This window comes from Halarchaeum acidiphilum MH1-52-1 (genome assembly GCF_000474235.1).
In the GTDB taxonomy this organism is placed as follows: Archaea; Halobacteriota; Halobacteria; order Halobacteriales; family Halobacteriaceae; genus Halarchaeum; species Halarchaeum acidiphilum.
In genome coordinates this window covers 12247-27096 of the sequence record NZ_BATA01000031.1, presented here as the reverse complement: position 1 = coordinate 27096, position 14850 = coordinate 12247, and the positions used below count along the sequence as shown (strand labels likewise).

The following is a 14850-nucleotide window of genomic DNA, read 5'->3' as shown; positions in this document are numbered from 1 at the left end:
AGGGAGAGCGCGTCGTTGATGATGGCCTTCGACTTCCCGGCGCCAGTTGAGGCGAAGCGTCCGTAGTGAGTGGTGAGCAGATCCGGCGGGATCCGGATCGGTTCGTCTTCTGGCTGGCCGGTCTCGTCCAAGGCGTAGCCGATTGCCATGCCGTCGCGGAACTGCTCGCGAAGATCCGGATTCGGTCGTGGAAGCGGATTCCGACTCTGCTGCTCCGCACGCGTTCCCCGTGACCCCTCGATTGAGAGCTGTTCGGAGGAGGGGACGAGCAGGAAGTTCGCGAGTTCGCGCCCGCTCAGCACGAAGTCCGGCCGGGTCTTTCCGCGCCCAGTCACGATTTCGCGATCGAGGAGTCGCTGGAGTGCCTTGCGCGCATTCTTTTCCTTCTTCGCGGCACGGAAGCCGCTCGAACGCACTCGCTCAGATTCGACGTCGTAGAAGGGGCCGTCGAGCGGGTCGAAGACGGGCGCAAGCGACGACAGCCGCTCGTCCAACGATTCTTGGCCGTCGTCGCTGGTCGGGATGCCGACCGCTCGGATGTTGGCGGTGAACGAGCGCTGGGGGCTCGTCGCCTCGATCGCGTTGAGCCGCCGCTCAACGATATCGCTCAACTCGCGCTCATCGCGTTCGTACTCCTCGAACTCGAGGAGGTCGCCGATGAATCGCTGTGACCACGTGTCTCGCCCATCAATCAAGTCTTCCTTGCGGAGGTCGGCGTCGGACTGCCAGTTCTCGCGCCGCTGGAAGACGACCTGGAACGCGAGTGGTTCTGTGGCGTCGTTCACGTGGTCGATGAGGGACGCGAGCGCCGCGCCCGGCTGGTTGACTGCCGAGAGTGACTCCTCGTCCTCGCCGTCGGTGAACGGCGTGAGCGACGTCATCCAGTCTTTCTTCCGCGTCGCCGCACCCTGCCACCGAACACCATACGGAGACACCGCATCGGTCGACGGCCGCGCGAGAATCGTCCCGTCCTCGGTCACGGACGGCTTCTCAATCGGCGCGTCGTCCACAGTGGCGAGTTCAAGCGCCGTCCCGTCGACGGACACCACGCTGTCCGCAGTCACATCGACGTCGGGCGCCTCAACTGTCCCCTCATCGGTGAGCGCGTACTGCTCGTCCTCGCTGAACTCGTACTGAAGATGCCCCTGCTGATAGGCGTCGACGAACTCCTCGCGCGAGTATTCAGCCGGCTGGACGAGACGGGACGCGACGTCAAGGTCGACGCGTTCGATGTCTGTGACGTCCACGTCTCCGCGGACACACCTCTCTCCCATCAATCTTCCCCCGATTGTTCGTGACTGATCGCGACAGTAGCGGGCAATCGTCGGGACGTCGATGGGACGCGTCACCGCTGTGGCGGTATCTTTACGTCTCCAGTGTGGGAACTCCCTACGTGATGTTGGACTACCTCGGACTCGGCGATGACCTCACTGAAGAGGAGCGGATGGTTCGCGACACCGCACGCGAGTTCCTCGACGAGGAGATACGGCCGGACATCGGCGAGCACTTCGTCGAGGGAACGTTCCCGATCGAGAAGATACCCGAAATGGGCGAACTCGGGTTCTACGGACCGAATCTCGAGGGATACGGTTCGCTCGGTCTCGGCGAGCGCGCGTACGGCCTGTTGATGGAGGAATTGGAGGCCTGCGACTCGGGGATGCGCTCGATGGCGAGTGTACAGGGCGCACTCGTGATGTACCCGATCCACGCTTACGGGAACGAGGAGCAAAAGGAGACGTGGCTCCCGAAACTCGGGAGCGGCGAGGCGGTCGGCTGCTTCGGGCTGACCGAACCGAACCACGGGTCGAACCCGAGCGAGATGGAAACGCGCGCGGAGCGGGACGGCGACGAGTATATTCTGAACGGGAACAAGACGTGGATCACGAACTCGCCGATCGCGGATGTTGCGGTTGTCTGGGCGCGCGACGTCTCCTCAGAGGACTCCCCGGTCCGCGGATTCCTCGTGGAGACAGAGCGTGACGGCGTCTCCACGAACGAGATCAAGGAGAAACTCTCGTTGCGCGCATCGATCACGGGCGGGATCGCACTCTCGGATGCACGTATTCCCGCGGAGAACGTCCTTCCAGAGGTCTCGGGGATGAAGGGCCCGCTCTCGTGCCTAACACAGGCGCGCTACGGGATCGCGTGGGGCGCGGTCGGCGCGGCGAAGGACGCCTTCGAGCAGGCCGTCGAGTACGCGACCGACCGCGAGCAGTTCGGGAAGCCGATCGCGGGCTTCCAGATGCAACAGGAGAAGATCGCGGAGATGGCGACGCGGATCTCGCTCGCCGAGTTGCTTGCGCACCGCCTCGCGGAGCTAAAGGAGCGCGGCGACCTCCGCCCCCAGCAGGTATCGATGGCGAAGCGGAACAACGTCCGAATGGCGCGTCGCGTGAGCCGGACCGCCCGCGAGATGCTCGGTGGAAACGGGATCACGACGGACTACTCGCCGATGCGCCACCTCGCGAACATCGAGACCGTCTACACATACGAGGGCACCCACGACATCCACTCGCTCGTCCTCGGAGAGGATCTGACGGGGATCGCTGCCTACAAATGACCGGTGAGGCCGAGCATTCGGACGACGATGCAGGACCGCTCGACGGAGTCACAGTCCTCGACGCGAGTCGCGTCCTCGTCGGACCGTTCTGCACGATGCAGCTTGGAGATCTCGGCGCGGACGTGATCAAGGTCGAACGCCCGGGATCGGGCGACCAGACGCGCGCGTGGCACCCGCCACGCTACGGCGACGCTGAGGAGAGCGCCTACTACATGAGCGTGAACCGGAACAAGCGGTCGGTGACGCTTGATCTCTCCCGGGAGGCGGGCCGTGGCGTGTTCCGCGACCTAGCTGCGGACGCAGACGTGCTCGTGGAGAACTTCCGCGTCGGCAAAATGGCGGAATGGGGTCTCGACTATCCGGACCTTGTGGAGTCGAATCCTGACCTCGTCTACGTCGCGCTCTCGGGGTACGGCGAGTGGGGACCGGACAAGGATCAACCAGCCTACGACATCATGATGCAGGCGGAGGGCGGCCTGATGTCGATTACGGGCGTGGAGGATGGTGCGCCCGTGCGCGTCGGAGTTGCGCTCGCAGACATCGGTGCGGCGATGTACGCGACGCAGGCGACGCTCGCGGCGCTCCTCGAACGCGAGGTCGGCGACGGGACAGGGCAGAAGATAGACGTGAGCCTCCTCGACGGACAGGCCGCGTGGATGACCTATCAGTCATCGAGCTACTTCGCAACGGGTGAGAGTCCGGGTCGCCTCGGGAGCAAGCACCCGACGATTGCGCCCTACCAAGCGTTCGAGACAGCGGACGGTTATGTCGTCGTCGCGGTGGCGTCCGAGCACATCTGGCCCCGGTTCTGCGAGGCCATTAACCGACCGGACCTCACGGCGGATCCGCGCTTCGAGACGAACGCGGACCGCGTGGAGCACCGCGAGGCGCTGGACGAAATACTCGCGGAGACGCTCGCAACGGTGTCGACCGAGACGTGGCTGGAGCGTTTCGACACCCACGATGTGCCCGCGAACGACGTGAACGACATGGAGGACATCTTCTCGCACCCCCAGATCCGGGCCCGCAGGATGCACCGGTCGGTCGAGCATCCGACGGCGGGCGAAGTGGAGATGCCGGGAAGCCCGATGCACTTCTCGCGGACGCCGACGACGATACGCCGGTACCCGCCACGATTAGGTGAGCACACCGCGGAAGTGCTCGGCGAGCACGGCTACGACGCGTCGTCAGTGGCGACGCTCTACGAGGAGGGCGTCCTCGGCGATCCACCAGACGACGGCTGACGGAACGATTCCGATATACGGATCGATAGTCGCCCACCAATCCCTATTTTCGGGAATATGGTTTTTATATCCGGAACAAACTAAGTTTCTGCCCGCCAATGACAGCTATATTCCCGTAAAGTGTATGCGTTCGTTCCGGACTATCGAACCAGACCTGTCCCTATCGTCGAGGCGGCCGGTGAGGCGACGAACGAGACGCGCACCCGTCCTTTGGTGGGTTCGGAATCTTTATCATTTGCTATGCGATAGCGTGCAGTGATGAAAGTCCTCGTGACGGTCAAGGAGAGCGCGGACATCGCCGACGACTTCGCCGTCGACGATGACGGGATCGACGAGACGTACGTCGAGTACGACCTCAACGAGTGGGACGACTACGCCGTTGAGACCGGCGTCCAGCTCGCCGAGGCCGGTATCGCCGACGAAGTCGTTGGCGTCACCATTGGTCCCGAGCGCGCCGACGAAACGATCCGAAAGGCCCTCGCGAAGGGCGTCGACCGCGCCGTCCGCGTCTGGGACGACGCGCTCGCCGGACAGGATCTCCTCGACGTCTCCACGAAGGCACACCTCCTCGCCGCCGTCGCCGAGGACGAGGACGCCGACCTCGTCCTCAGCGGGGTGCAGGCGAGCGACGACAGCTTCGGCGCGACCGGGGTCGCACTCGCCGAGCGCCTCGGGTATGAGTGGGCGGCTGTCGTCAGCGACCTCGACGTGAACGCCGACGCGGGCGAAGCGCGCGTCAACCGTGAACTTGAAGGCGGCTTACAGGAGCGCCTCACGGTTGACCTCCCCGCCGTCTTCACGATCCAGACCGGTATCAATGAGCCACGCTACGCGAGCCTGCGCGGCATCCGGCAGGCCCAGTCGAAGGAGATTGCGCCGAAGACGCCGACCGACATCGGCGTCGAGACGTAACGAGTCGCCTCGAACTCACGGAGATGTTCGTCCCCGAGTCCGAGAGCGAGGCCGAATACCTCGAAGGCGATGCCGAAGAGCAGGCTGCGCAACTCGCTGATGTCCTTCGCGACGTGGGGGTGGTCACGGAATGAGCGACGGCGACGTCCTCGCAGTCACCGAGCACCGGCAGGGCGAACTCCGCGACGTCAGCCTCGAACTCGCGAGTGCGGGTCGCGCGCTTGCGGACGCCACGGGCGGTGATCTCCACGTCGCCGTCGTCAGCGGCGATGTCGACGCGTACGCCGACGAACTCTCTGTCGACGGCGTCGACGCGGTCCATACTGTCGCCGCGGGCGATGAGTTCAACCACGATGTCTACGTCGCCGCCGTCGAAGCGCTCGTCAACGACCTCGCGCCGACCCAGCTCCTCCTGCCGAACAGCGTGGACGGGATGGACTACGCACCCGCGGTCGCCGAATCGCTCGACCGACCGGTTGTCACGGATGCCGTCGAAGTCGACGTCACCGACGACGGCCTCGCCGTCCACCGCGAGATGTACGGATCGAAGGTCGAGACAGTCATCTCCATCGCCGACGGCCCGTTCGCCGTCACCGTCCGTCCCGGCGAGTTCGAGCCCGCGTCGGGAACATCCGACCCGGAAGTCGTCGCGCATGACCTCAACCTCGATCTCGACGCGCTCGGCTCCACCGTCGAGGGGTACGAGGCCGTCGACACGGGCGATGTTGACATTACGGAGGCTGACTTCCTCATCTCAATCGGTCGCGGGATCGAGGAGGAGGAGAACCTCGAACTCATTGAGGACCTCGCGGACGCAACGGGCGGTACAATCTCCGCTTCGCGACCAATCGTCGACAACGGCTGGCTGGAGAAGGGCCGGCAAGTCGGCCAGTCCGGGAAGACCGTCACGCCGACAGTCTACCTCGCGATTGGTATCTCGGGCGCCGTCCAGCACGTCGCCGGGATGAAGAACGCGGACATGATCATCGCGATAAACACGGACCCGAACGCGCCGATCTTCGACATCTCCGACTACGGGATCGTCGGCGACCTCTTCGAGGTCGTCCCCGCCCTGACCGAGCAGTTCGACTAGTCGTAGGTCAGGTCGATCTTCAACTCCTGGGCTTTCTCCTCCAGAAGGCGGGGATAGGTCGTCTCGAGGTCCTCCTTAGTGACGCGCCCAGTTGGGCCGAAGACGCTGAACGCACCAATCGGGTCGCCCCGCTCGTTGTAGACGGAGACACCTGCCGATCGAAGGCCCTCCATGTGTTCGCCCTCGTTGAGCGCGAACCCGCGCTCGCGGATCTCCGCGAGTTCGCCGAAGAGTACGTCGCGTTCGGTGATTGTCGTCTCGGTGAGCCGTGGGAGCCCAGTCTCGCGGACGTACTCGTCGACGCGCTCGTCCGACCACTCCGAGAGGATTGCTTTCCCAGCGGCGAGTGCGTGGAGGGGGCGCCGGACGCCGATCATCGTATCGCTATGCAGGGGATTCTGTCCGCCCGCGCGATGGACGTAGACTCCGTCGAAGCGCTCCTCAACGAGGAAGAGCGCGCGCTCGCGTGTCTCCTGCGCGAGTTCGATCACCTTCTGCTTTGCGACGAGGTAGGCCTCCTCGCGGATCCGCGGCGGTTCGCTCAACTGGAGGAATTTCAATGAGAGCCGGTAGACACCGTCGTCGTCGACGACGTATCTCATGTCGTAGAGCGTCTTTAGATGCCGGTAAACGGTGCTCTTCGCAAGCCCCGTTGCCTCCCGTATCTCCGCGAGCGTCGCACCGTCGGTGTCACGGAGTAACTCCAAAATCTCGAACGATTTCCGCGTCGTCGATACGCCCTCCGCCCGTTCGTCCCCATCGGCCATACGAGAAGATACTCAACAACCAACATTAACATTTCGCATGTCGGGCTCGTGGTTCGACGATCCGAAACCGACCGGCCGCTGGGAGGGACGCGAACGGGACGACCGACAGATTCGTGTCAGTCGGCGCTGATACGTAGGCCGTGCACGTCATCGGTCTCCATAACACGGTATTCGAGGGCGACAACACGGTGTACCTCCTCGGAGAGGATGGTGACGGTCCGCTGACTCTCGTCGACGTCGGGTTCGACGACCTGGAGATACGCGAGCAACTCGCTGCAGGTCTCGCGGACGCCGGCCACGCCGTCACGGACGTTGAACAGGTCCTCCTCACGCATTACCACGGCGACCACGCGGGCCTCGCTGCGTGGGTCCAGCGCGAGAGCGGCGCGACCGTCTACTGTCACGAGGTGGACGCCCCCCTCGTCGAGAGCGGTCAAGAGGCCTACCGGGCACTTCGAGACGCACAGGAGGCCCGCTTCGAGGCGTGGGGGATGCCAGTGGACGCTCGCACGGAACTCCGCGCCGTCCTCGACACCGAGACCGACCTAATGGCGGGTGCCACGGATGTCGAATCGGTGTCGGACGGTGACACCGTCCGCGCGGGCGACGTCGACCTCCGCGTGCGTCACCTTCCGGGGCACACCGCGGGCCACGTCGGCTACGTGAGGGCCGATGGGAAAGCCCTCTACGCGGGCGATATCCTCCTCCCGAAGTACACGCCGAACATCGGTGGTGCGGACGTCCGCCTCAACGGCGCGCTCGCCGCCTATCTCGGGAGCCTCGAACGGGTCGCCGCGACGGCGCCAGACGTGGCGTGGCCGGGCCACCGCGACCGGATCGACGACACGGTCGGTCGCGCCCGTACCATCGCCGACCATCACCGCGAACGCACCGAGAACGTCCTTGACGTCCTCCGCGAACGCGGGCCCGCGACCCCGTGGGTGGTCAGCCACGACCTCTTCGGCGACCTCTCAAGCATCCACATCCTCCACGGGCCCGGCGAGGCCCACGCGCATCTCGAACACCTCGAAACGCACGATGTCGTCGCCGCAGAGGACGGCGTCTACTCCCTCGTCGAGACCGACCCCGACCTCGACCCGCTCTTCCCCAACCTCTGAGTCACTCCGTTGGCGTGACCTTCGCGCCGTAGCGGGGGATCCCCTCGTCGGTGTAGACCCGACGGACGGTCGCGCGGACGGCGTCGCCGACCTCAACGTGATCCGGGTCGCAGTCGGTTACCTGCATCGGGAGCGTCACGTCCGCACCATCTAGTGTGAAGCGGACGACAGCGACGGCGTACGGGCCGTCACGGTCCTGCTGGGAGATGAATTCGGGCGGCGCGCCACCCTGCCCGATGACGGTTGCGGCCTCAACGACGCCCTCGCGTGGGAGTTCAACGCGGGCGAAGTCGACGCAGTCGTAGCACATTCCGCAGGCTCCCTCCGCGGGGAACGTCAGGCCGCCGCACTCGGGACATCGTCCCGCCACGAGGCGGTAGCGGCCGTCGAGCGACCGCCGCCACGACGGGAGGCTGACGTGCGCGCCGCCACCCGCGACGGCCCCATCCACGACGTACCCCCGTTCGCGCAGATAGCGCTCGTAGGACACCTCGACGCCGCTGTCGAGGGCGGCGTCGACATTCGGCGCGGCATCGAGCGACCCCGCGAACGCGAGGCCGAGTGCCGCCCCGCCGCCGCCGAAGTCAACCGCGAGCGTTGTCTCCCCTCCGTCGGCGACCTGAAGGGCGCGCACGAGGCCGAACGGGACGGTCGCGGCGCCCGCGTCGCCCACGCGGTCAACAACCGTACCGCTGGCGACTGCAGCCTGCGGGAGGTCGCCGCAGACGCGGTAGGGGAGACCGGTGTTCGGCTGGTGGAGCGCCGCGCCCCCGATTTCCTCAGGATCGGCGTCAAGGCCCTCGACGACGCGGCTAACGCTCTCGCGGACCGCCCCGCGCTCGTAGCTCGTCACGCCGAGCGCGTTGACCTCGGTCGAGCCGCGTTTGCGGTAGCGGATCCCGGGGTACTCGTCAGCGTGCGACGCCGTGTTCGCGTGCTCAACGGGCGCGTCGTCAGTAACGAGGAAGGCGACGGCGGCGGCGCCCATGCGATGGTCGGCATCCGCCGGGTCGCCCTCGGGTGCGTCCGCGGCGACCGCGAGAGCGGGGCCGTCAGCGGCGAGCGCGCGGTCGAGGACGTCGAGGCCAGCGGTCGGACTCGCCGTCTCGGTCGCGGTCCGGGCGTCCGCGGGAAGGGCGAGCGCGCGGACGACCCGGGGCGCGAGTTTGCTCTCGGCGAGCGGTGGCGTCGTCGTGGCGAGACCGACGAACCTGAGGGCGTCGTGGTCGACATCGGCGCGATCTATCGCATCGGATGCGGCCGCGATAGCCATCGTGACGGAGTCCTCGTCGGCCGCAGGGACCGCCTTGCGTTCGACGCCGCCGGCGTGGTCGTCGTCCCAAGCGTCGGCGGACTCGGCAGTAGCGAGGCGGAAGCGGGGAACGTGGACGCCCGCGGCAGCGACCCCGCGGCTCATGCCGACTCACCCCGGAAGCCGCGTTCGAGGACGTGGACGGCGACACCGCCCCCGCTCCCGCCGACGTTGTGCGTGACTCCGCGCTCGGCACCCTCCACCTGGACGTGCGCGTCGCCGCGCAGTTGCTCGAAGGCCTCAACGATCTGTCCGGCACCGGTCGCACCGATCGGGTGCCCCTTGCTCTTCAGGCCGCCCGAGGTGTTGATGGGGAGATCACCATCCGGGTTGGTAACTCCCTCGCGGAGGAGTTCGGGCGCCTCGCCGCGCTCGCAGAAGCCAAGGTCCTCATAGGCAAGGAGTTCCGCGATTGCGAAACAGTCGTGTACTTCGGCGAAATCGACGTCGTTGGGGCCGATATCCGCCATCTCGTAGGCGCGTTCGGCGGCAGTCCGGGTCGCGGGGATGGAGGTGAGCGAGTCACGCTGGAAGAGGCCGACGGCGCCGGAAGCGGCTCCGGATCCTGCAACGTGGACAGGCGTCTCTGACAGATCAGAGGCGACATCCTCACTCGCGACGAGGACCGCGCTCGCGCCATCTGTCGTCGGACAACAGTGGTAGAGGGTGAGAGGATCGGCGACAGTCTGGGCGTTCGAGGCGTCTTCCAGCGAGCACTCGAAGCCGAGGTGGGCGTTCGGGTTGTGGGCGCCGTTCGCGTGGTTCTTGACGGCGACCCGGGAGAGATCGTCCACAGTCGCGTCGTAGGCGTCAAGGTAGGCGGAGGCCATCTGGGCGTAGACGCCGGCGAACGTCGTGCCAGAGAGACGCTCCCACTCAGTCTCGCCGGAGACGCCAAGCCACCACTTCGTGTGGTCGGAACTTGCGTCAGTCATGACCTCGTAGCCGCCCGCAAGCACGAGGTCAGCCATCCCTGACTCGACGGCTGCGACGGCGTTCCGGAGCGCGTAGCCGCTGGCCGCGCAGGCGTTCTCGACGCGAGTGGTGGGAATTCCGTGCAGGCCGACGTGTTCGGTGACGGCGGGCGCACTCAGTCCGATCTGACGGCCGCCGACGCCGAGCGTTCCGAGGTACGCCTCGTCGATCTGGTCGGAGTTGAGGTCTCGGTCGACGCTCTCCAATGCCCGGTCATATGCGGTCTCGAACAGCGAACGATACGACTCTCCGGGAAACGAGCCGAACGGCGACTGGCCCGCTCCCACGATATAAACATCACTCATGGCTCTACTCACGCCGCGGAGTCACAAAAATCTGCGTCCCGAATCGTCGCAGATGCGCCAGCGGTCGTGGACCGCCGTCGGTGGGATCGTAGTAGAGGAGTTGACAGTCATCATGGGGACCAATGTGGGTACCCTCCAAGAGAACGTCCGCGCCAGCGTCGACTATCTGCCGAACCTACCGACGGCACAACCTCGGAGGATGGAATTGATGCGTGGCTTCCGTTCGATTCGTCTGTTCTGAATCGAAATCGAGACTGATCTATATCGTGGGCATTGTGCCGGTTACTCACAGGCCACAGTGATCAACCCCGGCTGTCGCTCGACGGCGGGTGGTGCTCGAAGAGTCGTTCGTCCGTGTCCTCGCAGGTGACAGCGAGCACCCTATGCGAGCTGCAACACGACTCGACGACATCCTCGTTCAGCTGAACACCGCCGCCCGTGGACGGACACGTTTCGAGGAACATCCGCAGCCCATTCAGAATTCGGCCCCTCGTCTCCGAATCGAATCGGCGCCACTGCGGGATTCGTGAGGAGAGCAAGTTACTGGCGGCGACGTCCGCGGCGAGTGCAGCCCGAGACGGCCACTGGCCGAGGGAGTTCGATTCGGATTCGAGAACCTGGGTCTCGCCACGAGTCTCAAGGTCGATTTCGTTGGCTTCCGGAGCGACTCCGAACGCATCAGCGACCGCCTCCGGCGTAATCTCCGAGTTCGCGCGGGACGTCGCTTCGGCTGCCCACGGGGTCTCGAACTCGTCGGTGAGCTGCAGGTCGTCGCCGGCCTGACAGGGCTCGAGAACGCCGTGGCGCAGGAAGAACGCCTCCAAGTCACCTGCTTCACCGACCGGTCCGGTCTCATCCCCGCCGGCGGTCGCTCCCGCCGTGTCGGGCGACGGCGCGGTCGAGTTCACCGTCGACGCGACGGACGCAATCCTCTACGACGATGCGGTCCACGAGTCACTCACGACGACCGTCGCAGCGGGCACCACGGAACGCATCAAGTTCATGGGGGAGGTGACGAGCGTGGGCGTCGGCGGCGTCACCGCGGCGTTCGACTCCGAGCGGTATCCGGACGCTGCGGCGTCGGCGCGCCTCCAAGCTGCTGCGGTCGCCGAGCGGACCGAGGCGTTCCGACGCGCTGCGTCCGAAGCCGACGGACGGGTCCGTCACGACGTAGACGGCGTGTATCTCGTCTCCAACACGACGGGCGACGAGCCGAACGATTCGACCGTCCACTACCTCACCGACCTCTCCAGGGGCGACGAGGCGACGATAACCATCTCCCGGAACCGGCGCTCGGGAGAGATAGCACACGTCGAGACGGTCTACGAGTGGAAGACGAGCTGCGATACCACGTCGAAGGTCACCAGCGAGTCCCTGCAGTTGGCCGATGGCGCGAGCGTCCAGACCGCGTCCGTGGAGACGACCACACAGGAGTACGACGTCCCCGAGGAGCGGCTCCGGTCCGCGGGTGGTTCCGTGACCACGCAGGGACTGATCGACGACGCGTCCGACCTCCTCGGGGACATCTGGGACGGGTTGACGAGCGTCGCCGACACGATCGCCGGACTCGGGGAGAGCATGTTGCAGACGGTCATCGAGGAGTCGGGCGTCGACCAGAACGATCTCGCGATCTCCAGCGGGCAGATCGTCTGCAACTCGATCACAGCGGTCCAAGACCTAGCGACGGAGTTCATCAACACGAAGTACGTGTACGACGTGGCGAGGTGGAGCGACGTGGACCTCGGGAAGCTCCTGTGGAAGGTCCGCCGGACCGGTTACGATTCGGTCGTCTCGGTCGCCACGAGCGACGCGTTCGCCGAGTTCGGCGACGGCGACTGGTCCTACGGGAGCTGCATCACCGTGGTTCGGCTGGCGCTGGACGTCGGCATCTGTGGGTTCGGTGTCAGCGCCTTCTGCGCCGGGACGAACTGGTGGAACCTCGGTCTCGGGGCCGCCCCCTGTACGATCGCGTTGGGGGCGCTCTGCTCGCTGGCGGTCGCGGCGCTCCCGGACGCCAGAGAGCTGTGTTCGGCGGCGAACGAGCCGACAGGATGGTCGGTGTGCTAACGGAGTAGCCGCGCTCACAGCCAGACCTCCCTCACCCCGTCGATCCGTCTCGGGAGCGCGACGCCCATCGCGACCCAGCAACTGCGGTCACTGTTGAGTCCACGTCCCGAGCACGGGCGAACATCCGGCGAAGGAAGCAAGTATCTTTACCAGAGTGAGAGATCATTTCAACATGAATCGGAGATCGTATCGGGTGGCACTAGTCGCCGCGGTGCTGGCCGCGGGCGTCCTCCGCTTCGAGTGGGGGCCACAGCTCCTGCTATTCGTGTACTGGGTCGAAGCGGGGGTCGCGGCCGGTCGAGGCGCCCTCCAATCCTTGTTCGCCGAGCTACCGCCGTCGGAGGCGTACAGGCCGCGCGGAACGAGAATGCCGTTCCCCCTCGAATCGCTCGCGGACGTCCGCGGAGGCGTCCGGCCGGGAAGCTGGCTCCCGCCGGTGTACCCGCGGAACGGGCCGTACGTGCTACTGGCGTTGATTCCAATCGCGGCCTTCTGGCCGCTCGCCGGACTGCTACTGACCGGTGCCGTCGAGCCGTTCGTCGGTGAGTTCGCGCCACCGGAGACGCTCGCGCTGGCCGTCCTCGCCGTCGTGGTCGACCAGACGGCTCGGTTCTTGAGCTGGCTGCGGTCGGGGGGGTACGAGTCGACGGCCGCTACCAGCGGCAGTACCCGGACGTATCTGGCGCCCGTGTTCGTCCTCGCGGTCGTCGCACCGCTCGCAATCGATGGCGCGGAGGCCGCGGGCGTCGGCCGCGCCGGGCTCGGGCTCGCAGTCGTCGCCGCGAGGGTCGGCTTCGACCTCGTCGAACTCCACCACCCAGGGTGGATCGAATCGACGGTGTTCAGCGGTGAGACCGTCGGGGACGAGCGGCCGGTCCAGACTCCCGACGGCGAGCCAGTCGCGTCGTTCGAGAGCGACCGTCGCGGCACGGTCGCGGCCGCGGTGGTCAGCGGAGTCCTCGCCTCTGTGCTGGGGCTGATGCTATTCCCCGTTCTGCTCGGCGGGCTGGTCGGGCTGCTCGTCGGCGGAGAGATGCTCGGCGCGCCGTACGGCCGCGTCGTCGGCGCCGCGGCCGGCGTCGCGGCGGTCGTAGGCTGCCGGGTGCTCGTCGAACTCGTGGTCGGGTGGGTGGTCGGCGCACACGTCGTCTATCACGTCTACCCGGACGCGGTCGTCGCCCACAACGAGTTGACGGATGCGGCGCAGTGGTCGGTTCGCCGCGACGAGATAGCGGAGGTGACCGCGTCCTCGGACCTCTTCGCCGCGGTGCTGCCCGAGTGGTACGACACGCTCAAGCTCAGTTCCGCCGGGGGGGAGACCCACAGGCTGGGGTACTTCGGGGACGTCGAGTCGGCTGCGAGACTGCTCGACGGCGAGGATGCAGGCTGAACTCGCTGCGCGCCGGGTCAGTTCAGGTGCCAGTTCGCGGCTACGGCGCCGAACCCGACAGCGACGCCGCGGACGGCAGCGCCTCGAACGGACGCACCGAGGACGGCGACGTTCACGACGGTCACTGCCACGAGAACGCCGACGAATAGGAGCAGCGCGTACACGAGCGCCCCCGATTCGAATTCGAGATTCATGTGTGCCAATATATCCTCACTGGACGTATTATTGATGTATTCTTGAAGGGAATATCGTGTGACCAGTACCCGAAATCAGCACTGAGTGGCCTCGACTTCGGAGCGTTCATCAACGATTTCACGGAAATCAGGGCTCTCGGATAGCAGACCTTCCACGACCTCGACGTCTTCGAGACCTTCGATGCTCTCGGGGAGTCGGCGTTCGATAGTCCTCATCGTCGTCGGAGCGATGCCACAACCCGAACAGGCGTCGCCGATTGCGACGGTCGCCGTCCCTGCTTCCTCGTCAATATCCCGAACCTCGGGTTCGTCGAACACCAGTCAGATGCGGAGGTCGGCCAGCATGTCCGGGTCGGCGACATCCTGGGGCGAGTTGAGCGCGACGTAGTCCAGCGCTTCGGCGCATCGTGCCCGGACGTAGTAGAACTCTTCGTCGTCCGCCAGTCGGTCAGCTAAAGTGTCGACAGCGGAGAGAACGACGTTCGGTTTTGCCTGCGCCGGTGTGACGAACAGTTTTGCGGTGGTCAGCCTGACAGCTCGGTCCTCGTCGGTCAGGAACGTCGAGAGCGGATCAACGAGTTCCTCGACGGAGCGGGGCCGTTCTGTAGCAACGTCCCGAACTGCCCGCAGCGCACGCTTACGGGTCTCAGTCTCAGCCGCGCCGAGCCGGTCGAGATACGCCACGACCTCCTTGTGTGTCCCCCGCTCGAGGAGTTCGGGCAAGCGATCGGGCGTCGGCGGCTGGTCCGGTTCAGTCATCAGGTCGGTCAGTGTGGGAACGGTTTACACGACCAGTCGCTTCAATCCGGTGGTTCCGAGCTGGATTGTGAACCCTCTCGTGAGGTTCTATCGACGAACGGTGTTTGTACAGACGAGACCGCGGCCACTTCTATCCCGCCGATACAATCTAGAA

At 65.8% G+C, this 14850-nt stretch carries 13 protein-coding genes and 2 pseudogenes; 8 read left to right on the top strand and 7 right to left on the bottom strand.

Going from position 1 to position 14850, the window contains the following annotated elements; all coding sequences use genetic code 11:
* Positions 1 to 1247: pseudogene (locus tag AOZ13_RS07205) on the bottom strand (hypothetical protein); the annotation flags it as partial.
* A 149-nt stretch (positions 1248 to 1396) separates the two neighbouring features.
* Here AOZ13_RS07205 and AOZ13_RS07200 point away from each other — a divergent pair.
* The 4 genes and pseudogenes from AOZ13_RS07200 (at position 1397) to AOZ13_RS07185 (ending at position 5809) form a co-directional block, all read left to right on the top strand.
* Entirely contained in the window at positions 1397 to 2560 is a 1164-nt protein-coding gene (locus AOZ13_RS07200; RefSeq protein ID WP_020221524.1) for an acyl-CoA dehydrogenase family protein, read from the top strand.
* The gene (locus tag AOZ13_RS07195) at positions 2557 to 3804 is read left to right on the top strand and encodes a CaiB/BaiF CoA transferase family protein (protein ID WP_020221525.1); all 1248 of its coding nucleotides are present in this window, start codon (positions 2557 to 2559) and stop codon (positions 3802 to 3804) included. The genes AOZ13_RS07200 and AOZ13_RS07195 overlap by 4 nt, the downstream gene beginning before the upstream one ends.
* A 258-nt stretch (positions 3805 to 4062) precedes the next feature.
* Positions 4063 to 4850, top strand: a pseudogene (locus AOZ13_RS07190) (electron transfer flavoprotein subunit beta/FixA family protein).
* Positions 4847 to 5809 carry an electron transfer flavoprotein subunit alpha/FixB family protein gene (locus AOZ13_RS07185; protein WP_020221527.1) on the top strand — a complete coding sequence of 321 codons (963 nt, stop codon included), beginning with the start codon at positions 4847 to 4849 and terminating at the stop codon, positions 5807 to 5809. The pseudogene AOZ13_RS07190 and the gene AOZ13_RS07185 overlap by 4 nt, the downstream one beginning before the upstream one ends.
* Here AOZ13_RS07185 and AOZ13_RS07180 read toward each other — a convergent pair.
* Positions 5806 to 6576: an IclR family transcriptional regulator gene (locus tag AOZ13_RS07180; RefSeq protein ID WP_020221528.1), complete on the bottom strand. Its 771-nt coding sequence runs from the start codon at positions 6574 to 6576 to the stop codon at positions 5806 to 5808. The genes AOZ13_RS07185 and AOZ13_RS07180 overlap by 4 nt on opposite strands.
* A 140-nt stretch (positions 6577 to 6716) precedes the next feature.
* Here AOZ13_RS07180 and AOZ13_RS07175 point away from each other — a divergent pair, with 140 nt between their 5' ends.
* Complete coding sequence (locus AOZ13_RS07175; RefSeq protein ID WP_020221529.1) at positions 6717 to 7694, top strand: MBL fold metallo-hydrolase; 978 nt, start codon at positions 6717 to 6719, stop codon at positions 7692 to 7694.
* Position 7695: 1 nt separating this feature from the next.
* Here the strand turns inward: AOZ13_RS07175 and AOZ13_RS07170 are convergent, their stop codons facing one another.
* The 3 genes from AOZ13_RS07170 to AOZ13_RS07155 all read right to left on the bottom strand — a co-directional run bounded on the left by AOZ13_RS07170 (position 7696) and on the right by AOZ13_RS07155 (position 11110).
* Positions 7696 to 9111, bottom strand: a complete 1416-nt coding sequence (locus AOZ13_RS07170) for an OB-fold domain-containing protein (protein ID WP_021780203.1) — start codon at positions 9109 to 9111, stop codon at positions 7696 to 7698.
* A complete protein-coding gene (locus AOZ13_RS07165) occupies positions 9108 to 10286 on the bottom strand; it encodes a thiolase domain-containing protein (RefSeq protein ID WP_021780202.1) in 1179 nt (392 codons plus the stop codon). Before AOZ13_RS07165 ends, AOZ13_RS07170 begins: the two co-directional genes overlap by 4 nt.
* 302 nt (positions 10287 to 10588) lie before the next feature.
* Positions 10589 to 11110: a hypothetical protein gene (locus tag AOZ13_RS07155; protein WP_021780201.1), complete on the bottom strand. Its 522-nt coding sequence runs from the start codon at positions 11108 to 11110 to the stop codon at positions 10589 to 10591.
* A gap of 55 nt (positions 11111 to 11165) precedes the next feature.
* On the opposite strand from AOZ13_RS07155, the gene AOZ13_RS07150 reads away from it, so the two are divergent.
* From AOZ13_RS07150 to AOZ13_RS15265, 3 genes are all read left to right on the top strand, one after another.
* Positions 11166 to 12353, top strand: a complete 1188-nt coding sequence (locus AOZ13_RS07150) for a hypothetical protein (protein WP_020221142.1) — start codon at positions 11166 to 11168, stop codon at positions 12351 to 12353.
* Between the two features lie 211 nt (positions 12354 to 12564).
* A complete protein-coding gene (locus AOZ13_RS07145) occupies positions 12565 to 13743 on the top strand; it encodes a DUF6498-containing protein (RefSeq protein WP_020221143.1) in 1179 nt (392 codons plus the stop codon).
* A gap of 26 nt (positions 13744 to 13769) precedes the next feature.
* Complete coding sequence (locus tag AOZ13_RS15265) at positions 13770 to 13892, top strand: hypothetical protein (protein WP_021780199.1); 123 nt, start codon at positions 13770 to 13772, stop codon at positions 13890 to 13892.
* A 120-nt stretch (positions 13893 to 14012) separates the two neighbouring features.
* Here AOZ13_RS15265 and AOZ13_RS07140 read toward each other — a convergent pair whose 3' ends face one another.
* Positions 14013 to 14255 (bottom strand): NifU family protein, encoded by a 243-nt coding sequence (locus tag AOZ13_RS07140; protein WP_020221145.1) that lies wholly within the window; start codon positions 14253 to 14255, stop codon positions 14013 to 14015.
* A gap of 3 nt (positions 14256 to 14258) precedes the next feature.
* Positions 14259 to 14696, bottom strand: coding sequence for a HEAT repeat domain-containing protein (locus AOZ13_RS07135; RefSeq protein ID WP_020221146.1), 438 nt, complete (start codon positions 14694 to 14696; stop codon positions 14259 to 14261).
* Positions 14697 to 14850 lie beyond the last annotated feature (154 nt).